Annotated in this window: 24 protein-coding genes, 1 tRNA gene and 1 other RNA gene; 15 read left to right on the forward strand and 11 right to left on the reverse strand. The window is 67.1% G+C overall.

Annotation, left to right across the window (positions count from 1 at the left end):
• A complete protein-coding gene (locus FYX01_RS02515; RefSeq protein WP_150237086.1) occupies positions 1 to 1,188 on the forward strand; it encodes an alkene reductase in 1,188 nt (395 codons plus the stop codon).
• 102 nt (positions 1,189 to 1,290) lie between these two features.
• Entirely contained in the window at positions 1,291 to 2,457 is a 1,167-nt protein-coding gene (locus FYX01_RS02520; protein WP_150237317.1) for an rRNA adenine N-6-methyltransferase family protein, read from the forward strand.
• 40 nt (positions 2,458 to 2,497) lie between these two features.
• Here the strand turns inward: FYX01_RS02520 and FYX01_RS02525 are convergent, their stop codons facing one another.
• Positions 2,498 to 2,713 (reverse strand): DUF6243 family protein, encoded by a 216-nt coding sequence (locus FYX01_RS02525; protein ID WP_150237088.1) that lies wholly within the window; start codon positions 2,711 to 2,713, stop codon positions 2,498 to 2,500.
• 122 nt (positions 2,714 to 2,835) lie between these two features.
• On the opposite strand from FYX01_RS02525, the gene FYX01_RS02530 reads away from it, so the two are divergent.
• On the forward strand, positions 2,836 to 3,465 hold the full coding sequence (locus tag FYX01_RS02530; protein WP_150237090.1) for a TetR/AcrR family transcriptional regulator: 630 nt from the start codon (positions 2,836 to 2,838) through the stop codon (positions 3,463 to 3,465).
• Here the strand turns inward: FYX01_RS02530 and FYX01_RS02535 are convergent.
• Both FYX01_RS02535 and ffs read right to left on the reverse strand, forming a co-directional pair.
• On the reverse strand, positions 3,462 to 5,567 hold the full coding sequence (locus FYX01_RS02535; protein ID WP_150237092.1) for a DNA polymerase III subunit gamma and tau: 2,106 nt from the start codon (positions 5,565 to 5,567) through the stop codon (positions 3,462 to 3,464). The two genes, FYX01_RS02530 and FYX01_RS02535, sit on opposite strands and share 4 nt — an antisense overlap.
• A gap of 108 nt (positions 5,568 to 5,675) precedes the next feature.
• Positions 5,676 to 5,771: signal recognition particle sRNA small type (gene ffs, locus FYX01_RS02540), an RNA gene on the reverse strand.
• Between the two features lie 127 nt (positions 5,772 to 5,898).
• On the opposite strand from ffs, the gene FYX01_RS02545 reads away from it, so the two are divergent.
• The 3 genes from FYX01_RS02545 (at position 5,899) to FYX01_RS02555 (ending at position 8,655) form a co-directional block, all read left to right on the forward strand.
• On the forward strand, positions 5,899 to 7,242 hold the full coding sequence (locus FYX01_RS02545; RefSeq protein ID WP_394350424.1) for a DUF2252 domain-containing protein: 1,344 nt from the start codon (positions 5,899 to 5,901) through the stop codon (positions 7,240 to 7,242).
• 102 nt (positions 7,243 to 7,344) lie between these two features.
• Positions 7,345 to 7,429, forward strand: a tRNA-Ser gene (locus tag FYX01_RS02550).
• A 119-nt stretch (positions 7,430 to 7,548) separates the two neighbouring features.
• Positions 7,549 to 8,655 carry a tyrosine-type recombinase/integrase gene (locus FYX01_RS02555; protein ID WP_150237096.1) on the forward strand — a complete coding sequence of 369 codons (1,107 nt, stop codon included), beginning with the start codon at positions 7,549 to 7,551 and terminating at the stop codon, positions 8,653 to 8,655.
• A gap of 278 nt (positions 8,656 to 8,933) precedes the next feature.
• Here FYX01_RS02555 and FYX01_RS02560 read toward each other — a convergent pair whose 3' ends face one another.
• A complete protein-coding gene (locus tag FYX01_RS02560; protein WP_150237097.1) occupies positions 8,934 to 9,530 on the reverse strand; it encodes a hypothetical protein in 597 nt (198 codons plus the stop codon).
• A 352-nt stretch (positions 9,531 to 9,882) separates the two neighbouring features.
• On the opposite strand from FYX01_RS02560, the gene FYX01_RS02565 reads away from it, so the two are divergent.
• The gene (locus tag FYX01_RS02565; RefSeq protein WP_150237099.1) at positions 9,883 to 10,299 is read left to right on the forward strand and encodes a hypothetical protein; all 417 of its coding nucleotides are present in this window, start codon (positions 9,883 to 9,885) and stop codon (positions 10,297 to 10,299) included.
• Between the two features lie 51 nt (positions 10,300 to 10,350).
• Here FYX01_RS02565 and FYX01_RS02570 read toward each other — a convergent pair whose 3' ends face one another.
• From FYX01_RS02570 to FYX01_RS02585, 4 genes are all read right to left on the reverse strand, one after another.
• On the reverse strand, positions 10,351 to 10,566 hold the full coding sequence (locus tag FYX01_RS02570) for a hypothetical protein (protein ID WP_150237102.1): 216 nt from the start codon (positions 10,564 to 10,566) through the stop codon (positions 10,351 to 10,353).
• Positions 10,566 to 11,009: a hypothetical protein gene (locus FYX01_RS02575; protein WP_150237104.1), complete on the reverse strand. Its 444-nt coding sequence runs from the start codon at positions 11,007 to 11,009 to the stop codon at positions 10,566 to 10,568. Before FYX01_RS02575 ends, FYX01_RS02570 begins: the two co-directional genes overlap by 1 nt.
• On the reverse strand, positions 11,006 to 11,242 hold the full coding sequence (locus FYX01_RS02580; protein ID WP_150237106.1) for a hypothetical protein: 237 nt from the start codon (positions 11,240 to 11,242) through the stop codon (positions 11,006 to 11,008). The genes FYX01_RS02575 and FYX01_RS02580 overlap by 4 nt, the downstream gene beginning before the upstream one ends.
• Before the next feature lie 386 nt (positions 11,243 to 11,628).
• Positions 11,629 to 12,309 carry a hypothetical protein gene (locus FYX01_RS02585; protein ID WP_150237108.1) on the reverse strand — a complete coding sequence of 227 codons (681 nt, stop codon included), beginning with the start codon at positions 12,307 to 12,309 and terminating at the stop codon, positions 11,629 to 11,631.
• 1,241 nt (positions 12,310 to 13,550) lie between these two features.
• Between FYX01_RS02585 and FYX01_RS02590 the strand changes: the two genes are divergently transcribed.
• Positions 13,551 to 15,710, forward strand: coding sequence for an AAA family ATPase (locus FYX01_RS02590; RefSeq protein ID WP_150237110.1), 2,160 nt, complete (start codon positions 13,551 to 13,553; stop codon positions 15,708 to 15,710).
• A 78-nt stretch (positions 15,711 to 15,788) separates the two neighbouring features.
• Here the strand turns inward: FYX01_RS02590 and FYX01_RS02595 are convergent, their stop codons facing one another.
• Positions 15,789 to 16,145 carry a hypothetical protein gene (locus FYX01_RS02595; RefSeq protein WP_150237112.1) on the reverse strand — a complete coding sequence of 119 codons (357 nt, stop codon included), beginning with the start codon at positions 16,143 to 16,145 and terminating at the stop codon, positions 15,789 to 15,791.
• Complete coding sequence (locus tag FYX01_RS27015) at positions 16,145 to 16,279, reverse strand: hypothetical protein (protein WP_263363630.1); 135 nt, start codon at positions 16,277 to 16,279, stop codon at positions 16,145 to 16,147. The genes FYX01_RS02595 and FYX01_RS27015 overlap by 1 nt, the downstream gene beginning before the upstream one ends.
• A gap of 235 nt (positions 16,280 to 16,514) precedes the next feature.
• On the opposite strand from FYX01_RS27015, the gene FYX01_RS02600 reads away from it, so the two are divergent.
• The 7 genes from FYX01_RS02600 to FYX01_RS02630 all read left to right on the forward strand — a co-directional run bounded on the left by FYX01_RS02600 (position 16,515) and on the right by FYX01_RS02630 (position 24,184).
• A complete protein-coding gene (locus FYX01_RS02600; RefSeq protein ID WP_150237114.1) occupies positions 16,515 to 16,793 on the forward strand; it encodes a GntR family transcriptional regulator in 279 nt (92 codons plus the stop codon).
• A gap of 107 nt (positions 16,794 to 16,900) precedes the next feature.
• The gene (locus FYX01_RS02605; RefSeq protein ID WP_150237117.1) at positions 16,901 to 17,905 is read left to right on the forward strand and encodes a helix-turn-helix domain-containing protein; all 1,005 of its coding nucleotides are present in this window, start codon (positions 16,901 to 16,903) and stop codon (positions 17,903 to 17,905) included.
• Positions 17,906 to 18,474: 569 nt separating this feature from the next.
• On the forward strand, positions 18,475 to 19,173 hold the full coding sequence (locus FYX01_RS02610; protein WP_150237120.1) for an HNH endonuclease: 699 nt from the start codon (positions 18,475 to 18,477) through the stop codon (positions 19,171 to 19,173).
• A 508-nt stretch (positions 19,174 to 19,681) separates the two neighbouring features.
• The gene (locus tag FYX01_RS02615) at positions 19,682 to 20,479 is read left to right on the forward strand and encodes an SGNH/GDSL hydrolase family protein (RefSeq protein ID WP_150237121.1); all 798 of its coding nucleotides are present in this window, start codon (positions 19,682 to 19,684) and stop codon (positions 20,477 to 20,479) included.
• Positions 20,480 to 20,642: 163 nt separating this feature from the next.
• Positions 20,643 to 22,655, forward strand: coding sequence for an NADPH-dependent 2,4-dienoyl-CoA reductase (locus FYX01_RS02620; RefSeq protein ID WP_150237123.1), 2,013 nt, complete (start codon positions 20,643 to 20,645; stop codon positions 22,653 to 22,655).
• A 112-nt stretch (positions 22,656 to 22,767) separates the two neighbouring features.
• A complete protein-coding gene (locus FYX01_RS02625) occupies positions 22,768 to 23,622 on the forward strand; it encodes a Rieske (2Fe-2S) protein (RefSeq protein WP_150237126.1) in 855 nt (284 codons plus the stop codon).
• Between the two features lie 25 nt (positions 23,623 to 23,647).
• On the forward strand, positions 23,648 to 24,184 hold the full coding sequence (locus tag FYX01_RS02630) for a PadR family transcriptional regulator (protein ID WP_150237128.1): 537 nt from the start codon (positions 23,648 to 23,650) through the stop codon (positions 24,182 to 24,184).
• A gap of 55 nt (positions 24,185 to 24,239) precedes the next feature.
• Here FYX01_RS02630 and FYX01_RS02635 read toward each other — a convergent pair whose 3' ends face one another.
• Positions 24,240 to 25,490, reverse strand: coding sequence for an ROK family transcriptional regulator (locus FYX01_RS02635; RefSeq protein ID WP_150237130.1), 1,251 nt, complete (start codon positions 25,488 to 25,490; stop codon positions 24,240 to 24,242).
• Between the last annotated feature and the right edge of the window lie 374 nt (positions 25,491 to 25,864).

Below are 25,864 nucleotides of genomic sequence, written 5' to 3' on the forward strand. Positions count from 1 at the left end.
ATGAACGAGACGGGCACGGCGGACACCGCCTTCCACACGACCGGAACGATCACCGACGACACCGTCGACTCCCTGCTCAGCGCGTACGAGCTTCCCGGACTCACCCTGCCCAACCGGGTGGTCATGGCACCCATGACCCGCCTGCGCGCAGACCGCCGGTCGGTACCCCGGCCGGTGATGGCCGAGTACTACGCGCAACGCGCGGGAGCCGGACTGATCGTCTCCGAGGGCATCGCCCCGAGCATGGACGGACAGCAGTACCTCACCCAGCCCGGGCTGTTCACCGAGGAACAGGTGGAGGCCTGGCGCCGGGTCACCGACGCCGTGCACGACGCGGGCGGCCGCGTCTTCGCCCAGGTCATGCACGCCGGGCGCAACGGCCATCCGGCCAACCGGCCGGACGGCGGCGTCCCCCTGGCGCCCTCCGCGGTCCGCGCGCCCGGACCGCTGCACACGCCCGACGGCAAGGTGGACACCGTGGTCCCGCGCGCGATGACCGCCACCGAGGTGCGCCAGGCCGTCACCGACCACGCCGAGGCGGCGCGCGCCGCGATCCGTTCCGGCTTCGACGGGGTGGAGATCCACGGCGCCAACAGCTATCTGCCGCACCAGTTCCTCGCCGACAACACCAACCTGCGCGCGGACCGGTACGGCGGGGACGTGGTCGGGCGGATCCGGTTCGCCGTGGAGGCGGCCGAGGCGGTGGCCGACGCGGTCGGCGCGCACAGGGTGGGGTTGCGGATCGCTCCGGGAAACCCCGAGGGCGGGATGGTCGAGCGCGACCCGGCTCCCGTCTACCGGGAACTGCTGGCGGCCCTCGACCCGCTCGGGCTGGCGTACCTGCACGTCACGGACGACCCGGTGTATCCGGCGCTGGACGACCTGCGCCCGCGCTGGAGCGGGACCCTCGTGGGCAACACCGGCGAGCACGAGGAGACCACCCCCGAGAGCGCCGCCCGTCTGAGGGGTGACGGGCGGGCCGACCTGGTCTCGGTCGGGCGCCCCTACATCTCCAACCCCGACGCGGTCGAGAGGATCGCCGCCGGGGTCCCGTGGGCACCGATCAGGGAGAAGAACTTCCACTACTCGTCCGGTCTGCGGGGATATGTGGACTACCCACGCCACGACACGGGAACGACTCACTCGAACGGGACTCCCACCAGCAGCGAGAACGAAGGGTGCCCCTAGCGTCACTCTCGGTTGAGAGGGTGCCTCGCGGGGCAGAAAAGTTCCGGTAGTGCTCTCGGGCACTACCGGTACCACTGAAAGCCACGGGGGACTGAGGACGTGTTGACCGCCAGAGAGCGCCACTCGGCGCTGGTCGAGGCGATGGTCGCGGACGGCACGCTGACCGACGCCTCCCTCATCGAAGCGTTCCGGTCGGTGCCCCGCCACCGGTTCATCCCCGAGATGGGAGCGCTGACCGCGCACGGGACCTCCCTCAACGCCAACAGCAACCCCGAGCGGTGGCTCGCGGCCGTCTACGCCGACAACGCCATCGTCACCCAGATCGACGACCCCTTCGTCCCCGAGCGCAGGGAGGCGCCCGCGCCCCGGGAACCGGATCCCCGGCACAGGGGGGAGACCTCGACCTCGTCCAGCTCGGCGCCCACGGTCCTCGCGCACCTGCTGGAGCTGGCCGACCTGGCCAACGGGCAGAGGGTGCTGGAGGTGGGCACCGGGACGGCCTGGAACACGGCGCTGCTGGCGCACAGGCTGGGCGACCGCGCCGTCACCTCCCTGGAGATCGACCCACGTCTGGCCAGGACGGCCCGGGAGGCCCTGAGATCGGAGGGCTACTCCCCCACCGTCCACCTGACCGACGGGTACGAGGGGTATCCGCCCGGCGCGCCCTACGACCGCATCACCTCGACCTGCGGTGTGCGTCGGCTGCCGCCCGCGTGGATGGAGCAGCTGCGCCCGGGCGGCCTGGCGGTCTGCCCGTGGGGGCTGCTGGAGGGGGCGGGGGTACTCGCGCGGATCGAGTGCCCGGGGGACGGCTCGGCCCGGGGAAGCTTCCACGGCGGGGTGGGGTTCGTGCCGCTGCGCACCCCGGAGCCCCCGCTGCGGCCGGTCCGGGACTCGGGACAGCAGCCCGACGAGTACCGGCTCACCCAGACCGATCCGGTGGCGCCGCTGATGGCGTTCCCGTCGGCGTTCGCCTTGTCGGTGATGGTGCCGGGCTGGCGGATGCGGCGCCGGTGGATCGGTACCGGGTCCGGTGTGTGGGTGTGCGACCAGGAAGGCGCCTCGTGGGTGCGGGTCTACCCCTACGGCACCTCGTGGATGATCGAGCAGGGCGGCCCGAGGAGTATCTGGGACGAGTTCGAGGAGGCCCTGGAGCTGTGGGAGGGGCTGGGAGAGCCGGAGCCGGACCGGTTCGGGCTGTCGGTGGGCGCCGACGGCGCGCACCGGGTGTGGCTGGACTCGCCGGACGGCCACGGCTGGCGGCTGTGAACGCCGACGGCCCCCTCGCCGGGGGACCGTCACCGCACGCTCACGCCGTTCCTTCGGCCCCCTCCGACTGCCCGGGTCCCCCGGGGCCGCGGGAGGCGTTCCTCTCCTGGAGCTTGCGCAGGAGTTCCCGCCTGCGTTCCACGGCATCGGTGCTGGGCCCGCCCTTCCCTCCGCCGTTACCCCCGCGGAGCGTGGAGCGGGAGACGTTGGTGCGCTGTCCGCCCATACCGAGAAGGTTGTCACTGTTCCTGGCCACGCGGACCTCCTTTCCCTTCAGGCCGGACACGCGAGGTCCTGCCGGAATCGGTCCTGACCTCCTCAGGGTATCCCCACCAAGACGATACGTCTCGTCATTTTTCAGCCACTACCGTGGCAGGTATGGCAGAGAGCACCGCACAGGAAGAGACCCGGGCTCGCCGCAGCCCCGACCCCCGCCGCCGCAGCGAGCGCTCGCGGCGCGCCATCCTGGACGCCGCCGCCGAACTGATGGGCGAGGTCGGCTACGCGAGGCTGACCATGGAGGCGATCGCGGCCAGGGCCAGGGTCGGCAAGCAGACCATCTACCGGTGGTGGCCCTCCAAGGCGGCCGTGGCCTTCGACGTGTTCACGGCGCTGACCGGCGGAACCGCCGGGGAACCGCTGCCCGACACCGGCGACCTGTCCGCTGACCTGAGGACGGTGCTCCGCGCCACGGTGGACGAGTTCCACCTCCCGGAGATGGACCGGACCACCCGGGCGTTCACCGCGGAGATCCAGGGCGACCTGGCCCTCGCCGAGGCCGTCAACGAGCGCCTGGTCCGCCCGAACACGGAAGCGCTCAAGGACCGGCTGCGTTCCGCCGTCGACGCTGGAGAGGTGGATCCGGAGGCCGACCTGGAGTTGGCCGCGGAGCTGATCAACGGGCCGGTCCACCATCGTTGGCTGCTGCGCACCGCGCCGCTCACCCACGAGTACGTGGACGGACTGGTGGACACGGTGTTGCGCGCCCTGCGCCCCGGAGAACGCTAGAGCGTGTCCGGGGCCTCGTGCTCGATCTCCTCGATGACCCGGCCGCCGAGCTCGGACTCGATGAGCGCGGTCCCGGCCCCCGGGGACACCGGGGCCTTCGGGGAAGCCCCCCCTCCGGAGGAGGCCGGGGTCCGCGCCCGGGATTCCGACTGCTTCGGCGCGGGCGCCGGCGAGGAGGACGCCGACGGGTCGGCGTACTCCGGCGGAGGTGCCGCGGCCGCGTCCTCGTAGGGGTCGGGCGGCGGTTCCTGGAGCCCGGTGACGATCCGGTCCGGCGGCGGACCGGCGGGTCCGGGCGCCGGCTCGGGAGAGGGCGCGGACTCCGGAGCGGCCGCGCCGGGTCGCGCGGGTTCGGGAGCGGGCGCGTCCCATCCCGCGGGCTCGGCCGGGCGCGCGGGCTCCGCCCTGCGTGCGGGGGCGGGAGGCGCCGTGGCACCGCCCGCCGCGGCCACACGCACCTCCGCTCCGAGGACCTGCCGGATCGCTGCGGCGACCACCTGGTCGCTGCCGCTGTTGCCGAAGCCCTTGGCGTCGTTGGGCCGGGAGAAACTGAGCAGGACGGTGTTGCCCTCCACCCCCACCGGGCGGACGTCGCTGCCGCTCAGCACCATCCAGGTGAACCGGCGGCGACCCTTGACCGCCTCCAGGATCTGGCCCCAGGCGCCCTGCAGCCGCCCCAGGTCCGGTGCGCCGCCGGAGGGTGCGGGCGCCTGTCCCCGCTCGGGGGCGCTCTGCCGGGCCGGGGCGTCCCAGCCCGCGGGCTCGGAGCGCCGTTCCGCGGGTGCCGGTGCCGGAGCGGGGTTCGACGGGGCCGCGGGAGCCGGCGGCTCGGTGGCCCGCACAGGCTCGGGCGTGGCCGCCGGCGAGGGCCGAGGAGGCTGGGAGGACTGCTGGGGCCCGGGCGCGGGCTGGGACTGGGCGGCGGGAGCGACGGCACCGGAGGCGATCCGGCGCTCCATCTGCTCCAGGCGGGCCAGCAGGGCCACACCCTGGTCGCCGTCGGTGCCCGGCAGCAGTATCCGCGAGCACATGAGCTCCAGCAGCAGCCGGGGCGCGGTGGCCCCGCGCATCTCGGTCAGCCCCTGGTTGAGGATGTCGGTGGCGCGGGTGAGCTCGGCCGGACCCAGGCTGGAGGCCTGGCCCTTCATCTGCTCGACCGCCTCCGGGCCGACGTTGATCAGGCCCTTGTCCAGGGCGTCGGGGACCGCGGCCAGCACGACCAGGTCACGGAAGCGCTCCAGCAGGTCCGTGGTGAAGCGGCGCGGGTCGTGGCCGCCCTCCACCACACGGTCGATCAGGCCGAACACGGCCGCGCCGTCACGGGCGCCGAGAGCGCCGACCATCTCGCCGAGCAGGCTGGAGTCGGTGTAACCCAGCAGGGAGACGGCGCCCTCGCGGGTGATGCCGCCCTCGTCCGAACCGGCGATGAGCTGGTCCAGCACCGAGAGCGTGTCACGCGCCGAGCCCGCGCCCGCGCGCACGACCAGCGGCAGCGCGGCAGGGTCGTAGGGGATGCCCTCCTGCTTGAGCAGGTCCTCCATGAGCTCCTTGAGGGTGCTCGGCGGGATGAGGCGGAAGGGGTAGTGGTGGGTCCGCGAGCGGATCGTGCCGATGACCTTCTCGGGCTCGGTGGTCGCGAACACGAACTTCAGGTGCGGCGGCGGTTCCTCCACCAGCTTGAGGAGCGCGTTGAAACCCTCGCGGGTCACCATGTGCGCCTCGTCGATGACGTAGATCTTGTAGCGCGAGTTGACCGGCGAGAAGAAGGCGCGTTCGCGCAGTTCGCGGGCGTCGTCCACACCGCCGTGGGAGGCGGCGTCGATCTCCATGACGTCGATGCTTCCGCCGCCGTCGGGGGCCAGCGCCACGCAGGAGTCACAGGTGCCGCACGGGTCCGGGGTGGGGCCCTCGGCGCAGTTGAGGGAACGGGCCAGGATGCGGGCGCTGGTGGTCTTGCCGCAGCCGCGCGGGCCGCTGAACAGGTAGGCGTGGTTGATCCGTCCGCTGCGCAGTGCCTGGCGCAGCGGGTCCGTCACGTGTTCCTGTCCGCGCACCTCGCCGAAAGTCGCGGGCCGGTACTTGCGGTACAGCGCGATGCTCACGGTGTGATCACTCCCCTGGTCCCTGCCACGTGTCCATTCAACCCGCGAGCAGTGACGACTCGCGCCGGTTGGCGCAGACCGGGAGGGGTTCGACCGGGCCGGAGAAAGAGAAAGGACCCCCCGCGCACCCGCCAGAGCCCACTTATCCTTGCTGCCTTCCGGCCCTGGGGAGGTTCATAGGGTGACGCCGCACGAGGGGTCTGCCTCAAGTCTATCCGACACCCGGACTGCTCTGGCAACCCGTCCGCGCCCGATCCGACGATCCCTCCGGCCCCGGCGGACCACGCGCCTTGTTTGGATAAACGACCCGTCCGCGGACATCATGGACGGCATGCTCGACCCCCTGAAACCCACTGACAACTCCCCGGCCCGCCGCGACCTCATCGTGGACACCCTGGAGAACGCCTTCTCGGACCTGATGGCCGCCGACCCGGCCGCCTTCCGCGTCAAGTTCCGCAAGATGGCGGCCAACCCGTTCGCCTTCTACCGGGGCAGCGCCGCGCTCTTCTACACCGACGTATCGGCCATGGACGACCCCTGGGCCGACGACCGCACCTCGCGGGTGTGGATCCAGGGCGACCTGCACGCGGAGAACTTCGGCACCTACATGGACTCCACCGGGCGGCTGGTGTTCGACGTCAACGACTTCGACGAGGCCTACCTCGGCCACTTCACCTGGGACGTGCTCAGGTTCGTGGCCAGCATCGCCCTGATGGGGTGGCAGAAGGCCCTGTCCGACGACGACATCGGCATGCTCGTGCCGCACTACGTCGACGCCTACGTCGCCCAGGTGCGCGAGTTCGCGACGGAGGGCGGCGACTCGGAGTTCTCCCTCAAGCTGGACAACACCGACGGCACGGTGCACGACGTGCTCCAGCAGGCCCGGCTCAACAGCCGCGCCGAGATGCTGGTGTCCATGACCGAGCGCGACGGGTACGCCCGCCGTTTCCGCGAGGGTCGCCGGGCGCGCCGCCTGGAGGACGAGGAGCGGGAGAGGGTCCTGGCCGCCTACGACGCCTACCTGGAGACCATCCCCGAGGACCAGCGGTTCGCGTCGCTGAGCTACGGGGTCAAGGACGTGGTGGGCAGCGGCGGCTTCGGGATCGGCTCGGCGGGGCTGCCCGCCTACACCCTGCTCATCGAGGGCCAGTCCGAGGCGTGGGACAACGACGTCGTACTGTCCGTGAAGCAGGGAAACGTGGCCGCGCCGTCGCGGGTGGTGACCGACCCCAGCATCATGGGGTACTTCAAGCACCACGGGCACCGCACCGCCGTGTCCCAGCGCGCGTTGCAGGCGCACGCCGACCCGCTGCTCGGCCACACCGAGATCAACGGCATGGGCTTCGTGGTGAGCGAGATCTCCCCCTACACCAACGACCTGGACTGGGACGGTCTCACCGAGCCCGCGGAGATCGCCCCGGTGCTGGACTACCTGGGGCGCGCCACCGCCAAGGCGCACTGTGTGTCCGACTCGCACGCGGACTCCACGATGGGGGGCGGCGAGACCGAGGCGGCGATCATGGAGGTGCTCGACGGCCGCGAGGCGGAGTTCACGCGCTGGTGCGTGGAGTTCGCGCACCGGTACGCGGCCCAGGCCCGGGCCGACCACCTGCTGTTCGTGGACGCCTTCCGCAACAACGCCATCAGCGGCGTTCGGTCCAGCCGCCGCCCCTGAGCCGGGCCGGATCCGGCGGACCGCCGGGGCCGCCGTCGGGCGGTCACCGGGACGGCCCGAAACCGTTCGGAGCACCCTGTGACGGCATGTAGAGTTGTCAGCGGAGGATTCGCCTAGTGGCCTAGGGCGCACGCTTGGAAAGCGTGTTGGTGGCAACGCCTCAGGGGTTCGAATCCCCTATCCTCCGCGGGTGAAGCCCCGAGCTGCGATGACGTGGCTCGGGGCTTCTTTCATGTCACCGCTCGGCTGGTGTGGAACGTGTCGCGACTCCGACTAGGCAACACGCTTCGGTAAGGAAGTCGCCCGATGGCACACAAGAGTCCCCTACGCGCTCAGCGGCGCGTCTCATCTCAGCGCACGTCAGAGCACACGCTCTCAGCAGTCCCCGCACCCGTACGCGCCGTACAGAGCGCGACGGATGAGCGTCTGGCGATCATCGCTGAGCTAGAGCTTCACCTCAGCACGACCAACAACAAGCGCGGTCGTCCCTACCAGCGACGGACGATCAATGCCTATCGCTATGCCGCGCACCAGCTCCATAACTGGCTCCCGTCGCGCACCCGCTTCGAAGACGTGGACACGGCGACGCTGAACAAGTTCTTCCGCTGGTACTACAAGACTTACGACGTCCCGAAGAGCCAGGACGGCAAGGGCGGTTACACGGGCGGCACGAACACGATCCAGCGCAACCTTCGCGCTCTCTTCCTCTTCCTAGCCGAGGAGTACGACGTCGCCAACCCCTACACAGCGGACGGGTCCGGTGTGAAGCTCCAGCGCTACGCCACACCGCCGATGGGCAAGCCCAAGACACTCAGCACCGACTTTGTGTCTGACGTCCTGGCGGTCACCGGCCCCAAACGACGGCGGTCACCAGGTGCCCCCCATGACTTCGAGACCACGAGGGACCACGCCATCGTCCGCGTTCTCACCGAGGGGCTGAGGTCGGAAGAGCTTCTGTCTCTCCGCGTCCAGGACCTCGACTTGCCGACGCGAACCCTGGTCGTGCTGCCGCTCAAGGACGCGCGCAACTCCACCGACGGCCGGGTGATCCCGCTCCAGCCGTCCACGGTCAAGGCACTAGCGCGATACCTCCGCGTGCGGGCGTCTCACAAGTTCGCCACCAAAGACGACCATCTGTGGCTGGGCACGCGGAACCGCTCTCGTCTCAAGTACGGCGGGCTCCGTCGCATGGTGAAGCGTCGGGCAGAACAGGCCGGATACGATCCCGCGATGGTCTCGCCGCACTCGTTCTGCCACACGTGGGCGGATGATCTGCTGAGCGCGGGCGTCTCCGGCGAGGACGTCATGGCAATTCGCGGATGGAAGAGCCCGGCAATGCTCCGCCGCTACGGCGCGGACATGGCATCATCCCGCGCGGTCAACGCGGTTCAGAAGCTCGGGGATCGTTACTAGCCACGTACTTTTTGCCGACGTCGGCAAAGTAACGACGGGGCGGTGTGGGAACTCTTATCCCACACCGCCCTAACTTTATGAGCGCTCAGAAAGTTTTTATGAGCGCTCATAAGAAGTCACGAGCACATCCCAAACGTCGCTGAGATCGACGCTGAGCGCTTAGACGTGCGTCTCGCGTGTCGTCTATCAAGTGAGCACTAGCAGAGCCCGAGAGAGCTTCTGAGAGCGCATAGAAAAGCCCGCTCTCTCAGAAGCGAAAGAGCGGGCTGGTGTTGGGCTTACTCGTCTTCGTAGTACACGGCGGTGGCTCCCGAGAAGCGACGGACGATCTCTCGCATGACGCCCTGGTGGATCTCGCGGTACTCGTCCGTGCGCTGGCGGTACGTCTTCGCCATGATCTCTTCGGGGGAGCTGCCGCCGAGGGAGTTAGTGCGCTCTTCCTGACCGGCGATGGACTCGAACGTCACGGTCACGTTATAGCAGGGCGTACGAACTTCGTTGCCGTCTTCGTCCTTCGTGATCGAGTGAGCCGACACGCGCGGCTCGGAGATGCTCTTAATCTGGCGCCACTTGTACGGGTAGTCGATGGGGTGGAACCCGGACCACCCGCTCGCCTTAGCCCAGATCACGTCGCCCTCTTTGAGGTCAGAGAGCGGCACGCTCGAACGCTCGTCCAGGAGGCGAGTCGTTTCGTTCGAAGCGCGCTCCCCCTTCTTGGTGAGCCTCGTCTTCTTGCCGGCGCACGAGAAGCAAACCCCGTTGGCGACACTAGCGGGGCCGTACTGTCCCGACCCGTCGCAACGCCCGCACTCGGTGTTCTCAAAGATCACGGTCTTAATCCGGCGCTCTTCGTCGGCGCTGGCGGGGACGGTCATCGCGGCGGGCTTCTCTACCGTAATCTTCGGAGCGCTTTCACCCTTTGCGCGGGCCCGACGACAACGCGCACGAGCTGCCTTCGTGCTTTCGTGGGTGCATTCTTTGTGGCTCATCTTGTGTCCCTTCGCGCCCGGTGTGCTTACCTGGCTCACGTTACGAAGAGCGACCCCAACACCGAAGGGCGCACAAGTGATTCCGTGGGCGATCGTTATCAAGCCCGCTGCTATGTAACGCTCAGCCGTGGGGTGTGGTCTCGATTCGCCATGGACTTCTCTTCTACCCCTTCGGAGGCACCTGGTGCCTTGAGAGTGTTGACCTCGTAAGCACAACGACGAACACGAGGGAGTCACGATGACCGAAGAGCAGAAGACGGGCGCTAAGAAGATCACGGCCCACAGCCACTGTGACCACGAAGCGACGAAGGCAGCACGAGCGAAGTGCCGTCGCGCAAAGGGCAAGATCACTGTTCAGCAGAGCGCGGGTGCCACCGTGACGGCTAAGCCCGCTCCCGCGCCGAAGGTCGAAGAGATCGCCGAGACCCCCGCAGTTCTCGACGGGGTCACCGACTCCCCGAACGTCGTCACCCGGGAGACGTGGAAGAGCCACAAGGACGAGAACGTGACGATCCACATTTACAACCGGATGCCGGTGAAGAACGCCCGCGTGACCGGGTGGGGCAAGGTCTACTTTGATTACTTGGTGTTGGGCGCTGACAAGAGCGTCCGCGTCCCGGCCGACGAGGTCGAGCGCGTCACCCTGAACGACTAGATCCACCAGAAGAGGGGGTAGATGCTATCTACCCCCTCTTTTGTGTGGCAGCTACGCCGCCGCTTCGATGTCGGCGAGGATGTTCGTCATCGTGGTCGCCTGCGGGTGGGGAGACGTCACGGTGTGGATGTCGCCAACCTCAGCGCGTCCGTTCTCCACACGGATAGCGTTGACGAGTTCGAGCCCCTTACTCTTCCGGGTGGGCTCCTTGAGAAGCAGGCAGAACACCGCTTCGAGGTCGTTGGAATCGATGCTGACAGTGGACATTAGTTCTCCTGGTTCTTAACCCTGTAAGCCTGGGCCATGAGCTTCTCGCCCACGCGGTCACGAGTCTTGGCCCGGTGAACGACGTTGACCGGGGTACCGGGCGGAATCTCACCCGGCGGAACGAGGGGTTCGTCCGCGCGTCCCTCCCAGTACTTTGCACGGGCTTCCCGGCTATCGCGTTCCTGGATCGCGTCCATAGCAGTTCGTAGGGTGCGCTCTCGCTGTTCAGTGCGACGCTTCGCGTCTGCGTCGCTGAACTCCTTACGCGCGACCTGATCGGCGTTGGTGACGCCCTCAGCTTCGAGCGCACGAGCGCGCTTCTTAATCGCCGCCCGCTCAGCGTCAATGCCCTTGAACATCTCGGCGTTGCCGCGCTTGTAGGCGTCGGGGTCACCGATACCGGTCCCGCGTTGCATAGCCTCTAGGATAGTGCGGCTGCTCATGCTGCCTCCTCGGTTTCCGCCTCGGTGCCTTCGAGAATGCCGGACAGTTCTTCGGCGTCGATGCCTTCCCGTGTGGCGAGATTCTGGGCCAGCACCTGCCACGGGAAAGCGCTAAGAACTTCCTGGACGTCTAGGGCTAGCTCCGGCTGTTTGGCTGCGGGCTTCTCTGCGGCGGCTGAGGGAGCTTCCCACTCTCCCCTAAGCCCGCGCATAATCTTATCTGCGACTGCCATTCAATTTCCTCCGGTCATGTTAATGGTATTGTACATGTCGCTATTCATCGGGTGCGGTGAATTCGAGTCGAGAGAACTCGGGAAACCCGTCGGGTTGAAAGCTCATGGCAGAGATGAGACATCCGGTTTCAGTGTTGATCACCATTGCCTCACCATGGCGATTGAACGCCCAGACTGGAATGGTAATGCTGTCTTCCTCATCCTCCATGTCCGCGTAAACCGCTACAAGATTCCTGGGTGCTCGGATCATTGTTGCTCTCGTTTCTGCTATTGTTGGTACGTGATATGCCACGTTTAGTTTCGCCTTGGGTAATGGATTTTACCGGCAATAGATGAGGCTATGCGGCAGAGCCCCCGGATTCCACGACCCGGGGGCTCTTTTATGGCTATGCGACGTTTGCCTTGGAGATTCGATCGCTTGCCCAGGTCTGACTACGCTTGAAACGTCGCGCCAGTTCCCTAGCGCTTACCTCGGGGTTGTCCCGGACATGCTGCTGAGCACGTTCTTTCATCTCGGCATCCAGTTCGGTCATGCGGGCGCGGAGATCTTCGTCTGACAAGCCCTGTGGCCTCTCCCGCACGTCGTCGGCTCGGCCCTGCCGATCCGCCAGCTCTTCCCGGAGTGGCGCCGTGATCTCTTCGAACGTCTTCCTCTTATCGACAACGGGTGTGGCGATTGTCGAAGCGGCCGGGGTGTTGGGCGTCTTCGAGATACTCCACAGTGCCAGATACACCGCCTTGATCAACACGATAGGCACAAGCGAATACACGGCACTAAACCACCCGTGCTCCATCCCTGCAAAGAAATTCGCGCTGCCGCTGGCGATGATCCCGAGGGCTAGCAAAGCTTGAAGCATCCAGTGTGTCCGCTGCCAGCACAAGAAAAGCATGGACAGGATGTAAAGGTCGATTGCCACGGCGAGCGGGTACGCGACAATGTCCGAGTAGCCGAACGTTTTCAACACCGATGACAGGTGGTCGAACGAAGCGGCGAGGCAGACAACCGCCACACCGATCATTACGTAAATGGGAATTCTCGACACGCGCGAACTGATATCGTTGTTCACTGTTACTCCTTCTGGCAAGGCGGGAATGTGACACGAGCCCGTGCCTCCTGGCTCCAAGAGGCACGGGCTTTTCTATGGACGCTTGACGAAACGAAAGCGAAGCTTGCGCGTTGACTTCGGCCCAATCATTCGTGTGATCGCCCGTAGGCTTCGTGTACGTGCGTAGTTGTGCAAGTCCTTCCGGACCTGCTCCAGCGTCCTACCGTTCGCCTGAACTTCTTCGGTGGTGAACTCGTACACATTGCCGTCCGCATATTCATCCGGCCACGTAAGGGGCTCACGAGCGCGCACATGCTCCGCACTGGGGGTGGCTTTCATTCCGTTTCTCCTCGCGTGTTTTGAGTGCATGAGAACAATAGAACACGAGAAGCGAGACAAAATTTGACGTGGTCCCGAGTGATTATCACAAGTGAGTAACGACATTCGTCGTGCTATTCTGTGAATGGGTTTGATGCTCTTCGGCGTGTCTTCTCTTCCGGCGTGTGCCATTCTTAGTTATGGGTATGTCTCTCGGTCTGTCCCTCCGGGATGGCTCCCTCTAGTCCCCGTGCTAGAGGGAGCCTTTTTTTATGGGTAACTCCGATAACACGTGTGCTACATTGTTGGTGACGGGATAGAAACTCAATTGGACAGGGAACAGGAATGGCTAAGAGCCATGCTGAATGCGAGCACCCGGCTACGTCGTATGAGCGTCATATTTGCCGGAACGGTCGCAAGTACCACCCGGAATGCGACCACCCGCAGACTTTCGTGGGACAGAACTATTGCGAACACATGCGACAGTTCCCAGAATGCGACCACGGGCCGGGACAGAAAGCTCTCCAAGCGTGCACCTGGAAGCGCAAGAGTGAAGCCCGGGAACGCGCGAGGATCGAAAAGGCTTGGAGGCAGATTCAGGAAGAGCAGGCAGCCAGTTAGCCATAAATTGGGGCGGCAGAAGTGCCAGCTTCTACCGCCCCCAACACACGAGCGAGGAACTCATGGGCGCTACTGCAAGGGTTTTCGACTTTCAAAATGAAAAGATCCACGCGGCTTGGTGTGATGGCGAACACCACACCGAGTGTTGTGAGGAGAACGGCCGGGCTATCGCTATCTCTGAGCGCATTCTCGGCCGTAAGCTCACCGCCATGGAAGAGGCTATGATCCGAGCCTCAGACGTGGCTTATATCGTCAAATAAGGGAAGGCGCGCTTACCTGTCCCGTAAGCGCGCCCCCAATAACTATATTCACTTGGGAATCACATGGAAAAGAATAGCACGATCGATGCGGCATCCAAAGCGCGTCGTTTCCTGCGCGCGGTACATCCGGAGTCCAAATACATCGTGGTAAGTCGGCAGGACCCGGACACTAAGAGCTGGTGGAACGAGTCCCTAGACCCGCGAGACAAGGACGCCATCCGCTCCCTGGTTGCCGAGGCGGAGACGCTGAACATCTTCGTCACCCCCGCAGAGATGGACGGCACAGGCGGTCGTGAGGATGAGAACGTCGTCGGCTCGTTCGTCGCTTGGGTGGACATCGACCCACCGAAGGAGCGGAAGGACAAGGACGGGAACCCACTCCCCCAGTACAAGCAAGAGCTTGCCGAACACCTGGAGTGGCTGGAAGGGACCGCGCTGCCCAAGCTTGAAGAGCTGGGCGCGTGGGTCAATCTCTCCGGCCGTGAGGGCGGGCGACACGCTTACGTCAAGCTGGATCGGCAAGTCTCCGCAGACGAAGTACGGGCTCTGAACAAACTTCTCGCATCACGCTATCGCGGGGATAAGTGCTGGGACCCGTCGCGCGTTCTCAGGCTGCCAGGAACGATCAATCACAAGACGTCGAAGCGCGTAGCGCGCGAAGCTGAGACGAAGCGGTTCAAGTGGGTCCCGGAAGAGCTAGCGGAAGAGCTGGGCGCGGACAAGCCGCTCTCAGAGCTGGTGGAAGAGTCACGCTCAACACCCCTTGCAGACGTCGGCGACATGGAGCCTGAGCCGATCAAGTGGAGTGACTACGGCGCCCTCCGGAGTAGGGCAGTACGGAAGCCGAATGGCCTCTATGAGGCGGATCTGAGCGCGGTTGAAGAGGGGGAGCAGGACGAGCCCCAGGTAAAGAAGCACAGCCTCATTGCTGGCAGCGTCAAGGAGTGTTGCCGCTACGGGCTCAGCTTCGCCCAGACTCTCTGGGTGTTGGGCAACTGTAAGTTCGCCGTGGCCAAGGTCGAGGAGTCGGGTAACCCGCTCTCCCACTACGTGGCGTGGGCGTGGAGGAACCCCGAAGCGGTCGCGATCCGTGAAGAGGCGGAGACTGACGAGCCGGGGGAGACTGACGAGCCGGAAGAAGACGGGGAGGACGACGAAGAGAGCGCCCCGGATGACGACCTGTCAGAGGAGGTTGAGGCCGAGCTTCGCAAGATCCGGGTCCGCGAAGAGGCCAAGCGCCGGTACAAGGCGGAATCCCTCACGATCGACGTTCCCCCAATCACGCCCCTAGACGAGTTCCTGAGCGTGGAGGACGAGCCGGAAGAGTACCTGGTTCAAGACTTCTGGCCAGTCAGCGGGAACGCCCTGCTAGCCGCTCAGTACAAGGCGGGTAAGACGACCATGATGGGTAACGTCGTTCGTGCTCTCGCGGACGGCACCCCGTTCTTGGACAAGTACCACGTACGCCAGCCCTCGGGCCGTGTGGTGCTGCTGGATGTCGAGCTGAGCGAACGGATGGCGCGTCGCTGGCTTCGGGACCAGGGAATCAAGAACCCACAGAACGCCGCCATCGTGTCTCTCCGGGGCCGGGTCTCGTCCTTCGACGTCACCGACGCCGACACGCGCGCTCACTGGGCCGACGCGCTTCGCCACCTCGGCGCAAGCGTGGTCATTCTCGACTGCCTGGGGCCGATCCTGAGCATGATGGGCATTGACGAGAACGGGACCGAGGTACGGCGCTTCCTGACCGCGTTCAACGAGCTCTTGGGCGAGTCTGGCGCCACCGAGGGAATGATCGTCCACCACATGGGACACGAACAAGAGCGACCGCGCGGAACCTCGGTGTTGCGGGACTGGCCCGACTCAGAGTGGAAGCTAGTCCGCTCCGGTGATGAGCGGAGCCCGCGCTTCCTCAGTGCGTACGGGCGCGACGTTGACGTTCGAGAGACCGAACTGATCTATGACCACGAGTCACGGAACCTTACGGTCGGCGTAGGGTCTCGGGGCGACGCGAAGCGTGACGCTGCTCTCGCTGACATCGTCGGCTTCCTACGCGCGAACCCAGGAAGCTCCGGCAACGCCATTGAGACAGCTCTACAGGGTTCACACGCTCAGCGGGTCATCCGCGACGCGCTTAAGTGGGGAGCGGAAGAGGGTCCCCTCAAGTATGACAGGGGCGCTAGTAACGCCAAGCTCTACTCACTAACCCGGGGCACGGACTAGCCATAAGAAACCCCCGAGCGCCGGACGGGTTCCTGGGGAAGGGCGCTCGGGGGGTCACCACTCATGGAGTGGTGGATCTCAGAGAAGCCGGGTGATCAACTTGGCGACGGAGTGGACGTCGGTGCCGGTGGACACGCGGTGCCGCGTGAGGATGTCGCCGTAGTGGTCGGTCTTGTTGATCGAGAAGTCGGGGCCTTCGACTTCCACGACCACACAGCCAGTGACGAGGATCGGCATGTCTCCGATCGTCCTAAGCCCGCTGTCGATGGTGCCCGTCCGGAACTGGAGGGTCAGAGCGTTGTTGAGGGCGATCATGAGATCCATCGTCCGCTGCCACTCGGAGGCCTTGGCCTCAAGCCGCTTCTGTCGCATGGCGGTGACTTCGTCTCCAGGGGTAGACGGCTGACGGGGCGCGGGCACGGTGAAGCGGTTCATTAGATCGCCTCCAGTCCAGCGCGCACGCGGCCCAGGAGTTCGGCGTAGGCGGCATTCGCGGCTGCCTGCTGCTCTTCCCACACCCGCAGGAAGGGACGCACACGATGGGTACGACGTCGCGCTACAGTCTTCATGTCATCGACTCCTATTTAGTCGGTGGCACCCGCTCCTCACACCTGGTGTGTGGGGCGGGGAGCTCCGGCGGGTCCTGGTTGGTAGCCGACCCGTCGGAGCTTTTTTGTGTCCCCACACGCTGACCAGCGAGTGAGTGAGACAACACGATACTTGACCTAGGAACTACTCGTCTATGCCAGGAACTATACGTAGACGAGTGAGGGTGTTGGAGACTGCCCATCTAGCGTCGTGACCATGGAATATGGACCTGACGACGACCTCATCCACGGCGGCCCCGTGCCCGTGTACCGGCAGCTCGCCGAGATCCTCCGTGCGCGGATCGAGCGGGGCGACTGGAAGCCAAACCGGCCGCTCCCCGGTGAACAGCGCATCGCGGACGAGTTCGGCATAGCCCGTCTGACGGTGCGCAAGGCGGTTCACGTCCTGGCGGATGAGGGCGTGGTGTTCGTCGTCCCTCAGCGCGGGACGTTCGTGTCTCCGGGTGATCACCCTTCGGAGAGCGGTGAAGAGTAAGCCATGCCCTGATCAGACCCCAACACCAAGAGCCCGGGGAAGAGTGACCGCGTTGACTATCCTGGAGGCAAGGGAGGTCACCCCCTGTACCTCCCGTGGGGGGCTGTATGTCGGATCTCGCCGCACGTGTCCGGACCGCGCTTCGAGAGCGCGGGATGTCCATCTCCGCTGCCGCTCGTGCGATGAACTTCGACAAGGGTTATGTCTCGCGTGTGGTCAACGGGAAGCAACACCCGTCCCCGGCCCTGGTCGCCGCCCTAGACAACCTGCTCGGTGCTGAGGGCGGGCTTATCGAACTCCACACCGCCATAGACGAAGACGACCGGGCTCGTGTGGCGGCGGTTGCCGAGCGGAACGGCGGCATCGGACCGATGCGCGCCGACGCTTCGACAGTGCGCGCGCTGAGTGACGTTCTCGCCGCCCAACGGCGTCTAGACGACACGCTAGGGCCGAGGGCGATGCTGTCACCGACGCTCGTACAGATGGACACCGTCGTTGCCCTAGCGCGTGATTCGGAGAGTCTGAGAAACGCCGGCGTCCGGGACGGGCTGAAACGAGTAGCCGCGGAATGGGTCCAGTTCGCCGGGTGGCTCCATGCTGAGGCACGCAACGACCGCGAGGCGGTGCACTTCCTCACCGAGGCCGAGGACTACGCAGACGAGATCAACGATGGGCCGTTGGCCGCTCAGGCTGCCAACTTCAAGGGCTATCTAGCAAGGCAGCAGGGACGACCGCGTGCGGTCGTGCGCTGGTTCTTGACCGCGCACCACACCCCGGGCGCTCATCCTGCACAACGGCTCGGGGACCTCGCACAAGCCGCGCAAGGGCTGGCGATGCTCGGGGAAGACGAAGACGCGCGGCGTCTGCTGGACCAGGCGCACGCGCTGAAGGACCGCGCGGAGATCGAGACGCCGCCCAACACTGCTTACTGGCTGGTGCCCTCGTTCCACGGGCTGAACATCGGCCTTACGTACCTGGCTCTGGGTGATAACGGGGAGGCTGCCGACAGCATCCGCGACGCGCTAGCGAACCTGCCCGAGGATCAGCAGGGCGCGGAGTGGACGAACGAATACCGCGCGGCGCTGGCTCAGGCTGAGGACGGCGACGTCTAGCTTTGGGTTTAGGTGTCTGGTGTTGAGGGTCTGTGCTCGTTGGTGTGTTGAACTTCGTCGTTCGTTCGTAGCTCGTTCTATATACGAGCTAACGAACTAACGAACCGGTTTGTTAACGAGCTGCAACGAGCTGTAACGAACTAAGAGTTAAGGGCTTAGTGACGTGCGGAGACAGTTCGTTAGAGCACGATAACGAACGCAGTTGAGAGCAGAGCCACGGGGGTTCGTTAGAGCAGTCGCACGACGTGGCGAAGTGTTGAGGGTAGTAGTCCGGATTACATGGGCCCACTTAGGCGTTCCCCAAAAGGTGTTACTGCTGGTAACAGTCTGCGGACGGTGAGAGTCAATGGATGAGCTTCGAACGAGCGGCATTCTGAGAAACGCGAGATTTCACCCTCTGAGGGTGTGGGGAATGGGTTCACAGAGCGTTAACCCACACGTATGATCATCCCGTGAATTCTGACTTCCGATAAGTGAACATTATCGGCGTCCACAGAAAGTAGTCACTCGATTACACTTACTCAGAGCTACCTCGGACCGAGCCGCAGAACGCACGAGAGCATGGACTCATGAGCACACACGAGCGATTCATGAGCCGCGTTGACACGTCGGGAGACTGCTGGGTGTGGACTAAGAGCCTGGCGCGTAATGGCTACGGCTCATTCAGAGTAGACGGCAAGACTTATTCCGCTCCGCGCTGGATGCTCGAATACCACCTTGGACGCGCGCTCGAAGAAGACGAAGTAGTCCGGCATACGTGCCACAACAAAGCCTGTGTCAACCCCGATCACCTGGTGCCAGGAACCCACGCCGACAACATGCGGGACATGTCCGAAGCGAAGCGGGGACGTCGTGGCCCTCATGCTGATTGTGACCATGAGGGAACTAAACGAGCCCGCTACCTCTGCCGCAAAGCGAACGGCACGAAGCAGCCTTACACCCGTGGCCCCAGCGACTACGACCGCTTCATGTCCTACGCCGACACGTCGGGCGGTGATGACTCGTGTTGGCTCTGGCTCCGCTACAAAGACCGTGGAGGCTACGGCGAGTTCGACGTCACCCGCAACGGCCGCCAGAAGAAGTACAAAGCCACCCGCTGGATCATGTCCCACACCCTCAGCCGAGAGCTAGAGCGCGGTGAGATTGTCATGCACGTGGTTTGTGACCACCCCCCATGTGTTAATCCCCGACACCTTCGAGTCGGCACCCACGCTGAGAACATGGAAGACATGCGGGCTAAGAAGCGCTTCCGCAACGGCTCATCTTAGGAATGACGCTTCGCTTTCTTTGTGTGGTTTGACGTGGAGCATATCCACACGTGAGACTCGTCCTGTCGCGTCACGTGGGGATTCGCTAGTCCGACTACAAAGAAAGCGTGTTGGTGGCAACGCCTCAGGGGTTCGAATCCCCTATCCTCCGCCGGTCGAGGGCGGTCCTGCGAACAGGGCCGCCCTCGCTGCTTGTCGGGGGACGGCCCCCGAGCCCCCGAAGAGCCCGCCAGGGCAGACGCAAGGCCCCGACCGGACACCGGTCGGGGCCTTCGCCGTGTCCGGCGAGGGGGCTGCCGGAACGGAGGCGGCGGTGGTCGTCGAAGCCTTCTCCGAGCACTCCGTCGTCCCGGAGGTGCCAGACGGAGAGCGGGACTGACGGGCACGCGCGGACGCCTCCGTTCACTCAGGCGCCGGTGGCGGCCGGAGCCCCCGTGCCCTACTCCCCAAGTTGAATAGTCACTTCGCCGAGTAACATTCTCGGTGTTCACGAGGGTGAGGAGAGGGCATGCGGTTCGACGGAGACCTGCGTTACGTGGCTCTGGGCGACAGCCACACCGAGGGTGTCGGGGACGGCGACGACAGCACCGGGGTCCGGGGCTGGGCCGACCGCCTGGCAGTCCACCTCGCCGCCACCGGTGCGCGGGTGGAGTACGCCAACCTCGCCGTCCGGGGCCGGCTCGCCCGACAGGTACGCGAGGAGCAGCTGGCTCCCGCACTGGAGATGCGGCCCGACGTGGCCACCGTGTTCGCCGGGGTCAACGACGTCATCCGCTCCGGGTACGACGCCGACGAGGTGGTCGGCCACCTGGAGGCGATGTTCGCCGACCTGACCGCCTCCGGTACCCGCGTGGCGACCCTGACCTTCCCCAACATCGCGAAGGTCGCGCCGCTGACCAAGCCCCTGCTGCCGCGGGTGCTGGACTTCAACGAGCGCGTGCGCGCGGCGGCCGCCCGGCACGGCGTGGTGGTGGCCGACGTCGCCGCCCACGAGATCTCCACCGACCGGCGCCTGTGGTCGCGGGACCGGCTGCACTGCACTCCGCTGGGACACGACAGGATCGCGGGCGCGCTGGCGTCGGCGCTCACCCTGCCCGACTCCGACGACACGTGGTGCGACCCACTGCCCCCGCCGCCCCGTTCCGGCGCACTGCGCACGGTGGCGGAGGAGGTCCGCTGGCTGGGGGCCTTCCTCGGCCCGTGGATACTGCGGCGCCTGCGCGGACGGTCCTCGGGGGACGGCCGTGTGGCCAAGCGCCCCGCGCTCCTGCCGGTGGAGGCCGAGGAGAGCTCCAGCGACGCCTGAGACACATCCGCCAGGGAGCGTCCCGGCTCGCCGTCCCGCGCTCCTCACCTCCCGCCCTCCGCGCACAGGTGTGGCCACCGTCGCCCCCGTTTTTTGCAACTTGTTGCATAATAGATCGCGGGTCGGCCGGACACCGGCCCGAGGCACCCCGCGAGGAGATGACATGGGCGAGTACCCCCACCTGCTGGAACCGCTGGACCTGGGCTTCACCACCCTCCCCAACCGCGTGCTCATGGGCTCCATGCACGTCGGCCTGGAGGAGGTGCCCGGCGGCTTCGAGCGGATGGCCGCCTTCTACGCCGAGCGCGCCAGGGGCGGCGTCGGCCTCATCGTCACCGGCGGCATCGCCCCCAGCCCCGAGGGCGCCACGTACACGGGCGCGGCGAAGATGACCACCGAGGCGGAGGCCGAGGAGCACCGCGTGGTCACCGACGCCGTGCACCGCGAGGGCGGCCGCATCGCCATGCAGATCCTGCACACCGGCCGGTACGCCTTCAGCGAGGACTCGGTGGCCCCCAGCGCGCTCAAGGCCCCCATCAGTGCCTTCACCCCGCGCGCGCTCACCGGCGACGAGGTCGAGCAGACCATCGAGGACTTCACCCGCACCGCCGAACTGGCCAAGGAGGCCGGGTACGACGGCGTGGAGGTCATGGGCTCCGAGGGTTACCTGATCAACCAGTTCATCGCCTCGGCCACCAACAAGCGCGAGGACCGCTGGGGCGGATCCTTCGAGAACCGCATGCGCTTCCCCGTGGAGATCGTGCGGCGCGTGCGCGAGCGCGTCGGCGACGACTTCGTCCTGGTCTACCGCCTGTCCATGCTCGACCTGGTGCCAGGCGGGTCCACGTTCGACGAGGTGGTCCGGCTGGCCGAGGCCGTCGAGGAGGCCGGGGCGACCATCATCAACACCGGTATCGGCTGGCACGAGGCGCGCGTCCCCACCATCGCCACGTCCGTGCCGCGCGGCGCCTACAGCTGGGTGACCCGCAGGCTCCGGGGCAGGGTGTCCGTCCCGCTCGTGGCGGTCAACCGCATCAACACCCCAGAGGTCGCCGAGGCGGTCCTGGCCGGGGGCGACGCGGACATGGTCTCCATGGCCCGCCCCTTCCTGGCCGACCCGGACTTCGTCGCCAAGGCCGCCGCGGGGACACCCGAGGAGATCAACACCTGCATCGGCTGCAACCAGGCATGCCTGGACCACACGTTCAGCCTCAGGGTCACCTCCTGCCTGGTGAACCCGCGCGCCTGCCACGAGACCGAACTCGTGCTCTCCCCCACACGTGTCCGCAAGAGTGTGGCCGTGGTCGGCGCCGGACCCGCCGGGCTCGCCTTCTCCGTGTCCGCCGCCGAACGCGGGCACGCGGTCACCCTGTTCGACGCCGCCGGGGAGATCGGCGGGCAGCTGAACATGGCCCGCCGCGTGCCGGGCAAGCAGGAGTTCGACGAGACCCTGCGCTACTACCGGGTCCAGCTCGACAAGCACGGCGTGGACGTGCGGCTCGGGGCCTGGGTGGGCGCCACCGACCTGGAGGGCTACGACGAGGTCGTCCTCGCCACGGGCGTCACCCCGCGCGTGCCCGGGATCCCGGGTGTGGACCACCCCAAGGTGGTCGGCTACGTCGACGTCCTGCGCGGGACCGCGGAGGTCGGCGAGCGGGTGGCCGTCGTCGGCGCGGGCGGTATCGGCTTCGACGTCGCCGTGTACCTCACCGACGGCGGCGGGGAGGAGGAGGGCACCGAGGAGTTCCTCCGCAAGTGGGGCGTGGACACCGACCCCGCCTCGCCGGGCGGGCTCCGGGAGCCCGAGCGCCCGGCCCCGCCGCGCACCGTGCACCTGCTCCAGCGCAAGAGCACCAAGGTCGGCGCGGGACTGGGGAAGACCACCGGGTGGATCCACCGCCTGGAGCTGCGTCACCGCGACGTGGAGATGGTCGCGGGCGCCGACTACGACCGGATCGACGACGAGGGCCTGCACCTGACCGTCGACGGGGAGAAGCGCGTGCTCGACGTGGACACGGTCGTGCTGTGCACCGGGCAGGACCCGCGCCGCGACCTGGCCGGCGAACTGGCCGCCGCGGGCCGTGGCGCCCATCTGATCGGCGGCACCGACGAGGCCACCGAGCTGGACGCCAAGCGGGCGATCGACCAGGGCACCCGCCTGGCCGCGGCCCTGTGACCGTTTCCCCGGGCGGCTCGGACCGTCCGGGGAAGGGAAAGCCCGGTTCAAGGATCCGCGGAAGCCGGTGACACACGAGTGGCACACCGCTGCACGGGGTAGCCGCCCGAGCATGAGATTCGGTGAAGACATCCGCGCGATCGAACGGGACGAGCGCCTCGACCCGGCGGTCTCCCGCCTGAAGCGCCTGGCCGGACGCATCCCGGCCGGCAGGGTCCGCGACGCTCTGCACGGCGTGCAGCTCGGCCATCCCACCCATCCGATCCTGGTGCAGCTGCCCATCGGCACGTGGATGGCGGCGGTCCTGCTGGACATGCTGCCCGGGGACCACCGCCGCAGCGCCCACGCGCTGGTCAACGCGGGCCTGCTCACCACCCTGCCCGCGGTGGTGAGCGGTCTGGCGGACTGGTCGCAGCAGCACGAGCGCCAGCAGCGCGTGGGGGTGGTGCACGCGGCGGCCAACGGCGTGGGCACCCTGCTGTTCGGCGCCTCCTCGCTGGCCCGGGCGCGCGGGCGCGAGGGCTGGGGGAGGTTCCTGTCCCTGGCCGGGGTGGGCGTCGTCGGGTTCAGCGGCTCCCTGGGCGGACACATGGCCTACTACCGCGCGGTGGGCGCCAACAGCGCGGACTACCTCGTCGACCTGGTCCCCGAGGGATGGCACGACCTCGGCCCGCTGGACGGTTTCCCCGACGGAGGGATCGGCGGGGGCGACGTGGACGGTGTCCCGGTCGCGGTGGCGCGCACGGGAGGCTCCGTGTCCGCGGTGCTGGGAACGTGCCCCCACATGGGCGCTCCCCTGGCGGAGGGCGAGCGGGTGGACGGGTGCCTGCGCTGCCCCTGGCACGGCAGCGAGTTCCGCCTGGACGACGGAACGGTCGCGCACGGGCCCGCGACCGCCGCGGTCGAGACCATGGACGCGTCGGTCGTGGAGGGACGGGTGATGGTCCGCCTACGCGACCCCGAGTAGTGGTCCGGGTTCCTAGAATGCGCTCATGTCCCTGCCCCACGCCATCCTGACCGCCCTGCTGGAGAAACCGTCCTCCGGCCTGGAGCTGGCCCGTCGCTTCGACCGCTCGATCGGGTACTTCTGGTCGGCCACCCATCAGCAGATCTACCGGGAGCTGGGAAGGCTGGAGCGGGAGGGACTGATCCGGGCACTGCCCGAGCAGGCTCCGACCCGCGGCCGGAAGAAGGAGTACGAGGTGCTGCCCGCGGGTCGGGAGGAGCTTGGGCGCTGGGTGGACGTGCGCGAGGACCCCAGGCTCGGCCGGGACCCGCTGCCGGTACGGCTGCGCGCCGCCGGTGTCGTGGGCGTACGCGGCCTGGTGCCGGAGCTGCGCCGCCACCGCGACCTGCACCTGCTCCGGCTGGAGGAGTACCGCGCCTTCGAGCGGCGCGACTACCCGGACGGGCCCGCCGACGACCAGGAGCGCGTCCAGCGCCTGGTACTGCTCGGCGGCATCGACGTGGAGGCCGGGTGGGTGTCGTGGCTGACCCGCGCCATCGAGGAGCTCGAGGGGACCGGTTGACCAGGCGCCGGAGACCTGGGAGCCCCACGTCGAGGCGGTCCGGTGTCCGCGGCCCTCAGCCCTGGGCGGCCTCGGACTCCGACAGGTTCTCGGGCAGCCGCAGCCCGGGGCGCATCGGCACCAGCTGGGACTGGAGCACCATGGTGGCCGCGCCGATGGCGGGAGCGGTCGCCGCCGAGGTGGACAGGCGCACCTCGACCGGGTGGGTGGCGCGGGCGAAGAACGCCCGGTCCAACTCCTGCCGGATGACGGGCAGGTAGACGGACCCCGCCGCGGCCAGGCTGGGTCCGGTCAGCACCAGCAGGTCCAGGTCCATCAGGTTGGCCAGAGTGCGGACCGCCACGGCCAGGTGGCGGGCGGAGCGGTCCAGCAGGGCGCGCGCGGTGGGCTCGCCCCTGCGGGCCGCGCGGACCACGGCGGTGAACTCCGCGGCCACCGACGGCCAGGTCCGGCCGCCCTCACGGGTCAGGTCGGCGCTGCGGGCCAGCGCCTCGTCGGCACGGGCGTCCGCCACGACGGCGGCGGGCCCGGCGATCGCCTCGGCGCACCCGCGTCCACCGCACCAGCACAGCGGACCGTCCACGTCCAGGCACACGTGCCCGACCTCCCCGGCGTTCCCGCTGGCGCCCTGGTAGGGGATGCCGTTGACCAGCACCCCGGCGCCGACGCCGGTGCCCATGTACACGGCCGCGAAGATCGACGACCCGCCGACCACCCCGGACCAGTACTCCCCGAGGGCGGCGGCGGTCGCGTCGTTGCCCGGGACCACCGGCAGGCCGATCGTGCCCTCCAGCTCCTCCGCCACGGAGTAGTCGGCCCAGTGGCGCAGCGACGGCTGCTGGTGGAGCCCGCCGGCCGGGGTCACCAGACCCACTCCGAGCACCCTGTCGCGCTCCACACCGGCGCCCTCCACGAGCGCGTCCACCTGTTGGGACATGCGTGCGGTGATCTCGGCGGGGGCCTCGTCGCGCACCCCGGCACGGGTCATCCGGGACACGACGGCACCGGTGAGGTCGGTGAAGGCGTAGGTGATGCCGATGGGGTCGATGTGAACGCCCACGGCGTAGCGGGACTCCTGGTCGAGCCGGAGCAGCACCCGGGGTTTGCCACCGGTCGACTCGGCGCGTCCCGTCTCCAGGACCAGGCCGTCGTCGATGAGCCCGCGGACGATGGTGGAGATCGTGCCCCCGGTGAACCCGGTCGCCTCGACCAGCCCGACACGGCTGATCGTGCCCGCCGCGCGGATGACGTCGAGGACCGCCGCCCTGCTCGTCGTGTGCGGAATGGCCCGTGCTGGCCCGCCCAATGCAACCTCCACCGCTTCCGTGGCGTGGCGCGGGAAGACCTCGCGGTGCACGCCGGGTGCCGCGCCACAGTGCCCCCGGAAGGCGCCTGTCAGCGTACCGTTCCCCAACGGTGTCCAGAAGTGACCTCTGATGCCGCGTCCCGGAACCGCGCCCGTCCCGAACGGTGCTGGACGCGCCGGTCTCCCGCGTTCGCCGTCCCCCGATCCGGGCACACGCATCGTGTGCACGCTCCGCGACGAGTAGGCGGATCTGGGCGCCGCGGTGGTTGGCCGATCCTCCGGAACTGGGGAGCCCACACTGTTGACTTACTTTGTTCAGGAAAGTAAGAATCCTCAAGGTGGCCGGTTCGCGCAGGAGGGGATCGGCGCCAGAC

The organism is Nocardiopsis quinghaiensis, from assembly GCF_008638365.1.
GTDB classification, from domain to species: domain Bacteria; phylum Actinomycetota; class Actinomycetes; order Streptosporangiales; family Streptosporangiaceae; genus Nocardiopsis; species Nocardiopsis quinghaiensis.

What these genes read in the sequence shown, in the direction of transcription:
- FYX01_RS02595 (WP_150237112.1), bottom strand. Translation starts at nt 16,145, where the DNA reads ATGAACCGCTTCACCGTGCCCGCGCCCCGTCAGCCGTCTACCCCTGGA.
- FYX01_RS02565 (WP_150237099.1), top strand. Translation starts at nt 9,883, where the DNA reads ATGACCGAAGAGCAGAAGACGGGCGCTAAGAAGATCACGGCCCACAGC.
- FYX01_RS02605 (WP_150237117.1), top strand. Translation starts at nt 16,901, where the DNA reads ATGTCGGATCTCGCCGCACGTGTCCGGACCGCGCTTCGAGAGCGCGGG.
- FYX01_RS02560 (WP_150237097.1), bottom strand. Translation starts at nt 9,530, where the DNA reads ATGACCGTCCCCGCCAGCGCCGACGAAGAGCGCCGGATTAAGACCGTG.
- FYX01_RS02580 (WP_150237106.1), bottom strand. Translation starts at nt 11,242, where the DNA reads ATGGCAGTCGCAGATAAGATTATGCGCGGGCTTAGGGGAGAGTGGGAA.
- FYX01_RS02570 (WP_150237102.1), bottom strand. Translation starts at nt 10,566, where the DNA reads ATGTCCACTGTCAGCATCGATTCCAACGACCTCGAAGCGGTGTTCTGC.
- FYX01_RS02620 (WP_150237123.1), top strand. Translation starts at nt 20,643, where the DNA reads ATGGGCGAGTACCCCCACCTGCTGGAACCGCTGGACCTGGGCTTCACC.
- FYX01_RS02555 (WP_150237096.1), top strand. Translation starts at nt 7,549, where the DNA reads ATGGCACACAAGAGTCCCCTACGCGCTCAGCGGCGCGTCTCATCTCAG.
- FYX01_RS02545 (WP_394350424.1), top strand. Translation starts at nt 5,899, where the DNA reads ATGCTCGACCCCCTGAAACCCACTGACAACTCCCCGGCCCGCCGCGAC.
- FYX01_RS02575 (WP_150237104.1), bottom strand. Translation starts at nt 11,009, where the DNA reads ATGAGCAGCCGCACTATCCTAGAGGCTATGCAACGCGGGACCGGTATC.
- FYX01_RS02625 (WP_150237126.1), top strand. Translation starts at nt 22,768, where the DNA reads ATGAGATTCGGTGAAGACATCCGCGCGATCGAACGGGACGAGCGCCTC.
- FYX01_RS02590 (WP_150237110.1), top strand. Translation starts at nt 13,551, where the DNA reads ATGGAAAAGAATAGCACGATCGATGCGGCATCCAAAGCGCGTCGTTTC.
- FYX01_RS02610 (WP_150237120.1), top strand. Translation starts at nt 18,475, where the DNA reads ATGAGCACACACGAGCGATTCATGAGCCGCGTTGACACGTCGGGAGAC.
- FYX01_RS27015 (WP_263363630.1), bottom strand. Translation starts at nt 16,279, where the DNA reads ATGAAGACTGTAGCGCGACGTCGTACCCATCGTGTGCGTCCCTTCCTG.
- FYX01_RS02530 (WP_150237090.1), top strand. Translation starts at nt 2,836, where the DNA reads ATGGCAGAGAGCACCGCACAGGAAGAGACCCGGGCTCGCCGCAGCCCC.
- FYX01_RS02600 (WP_150237114.1), top strand. Translation starts at nt 16,515, where the DNA reads ATGGAATATGGACCTGACGACGACCTCATCCACGGCGGCCCCGTGCCC.
- FYX01_RS02615 (WP_150237121.1), top strand. Translation starts at nt 19,682, where the DNA reads ATGCGGTTCGACGGAGACCTGCGTTACGTGGCTCTGGGCGACAGCCAC.
- FYX01_RS02515 (WP_150237086.1), top strand. Translation starts at nt 1, where the DNA reads ATGAACGAGACGGGCACGGCGGACACCGCCTTCCACACGACCGGAACG.
- FYX01_RS02630 (WP_150237128.1), top strand. Translation starts at nt 23,648, where the DNA reads ATGTCCCTGCCCCACGCCATCCTGACCGCCCTGCTGGAGAAACCGTCC.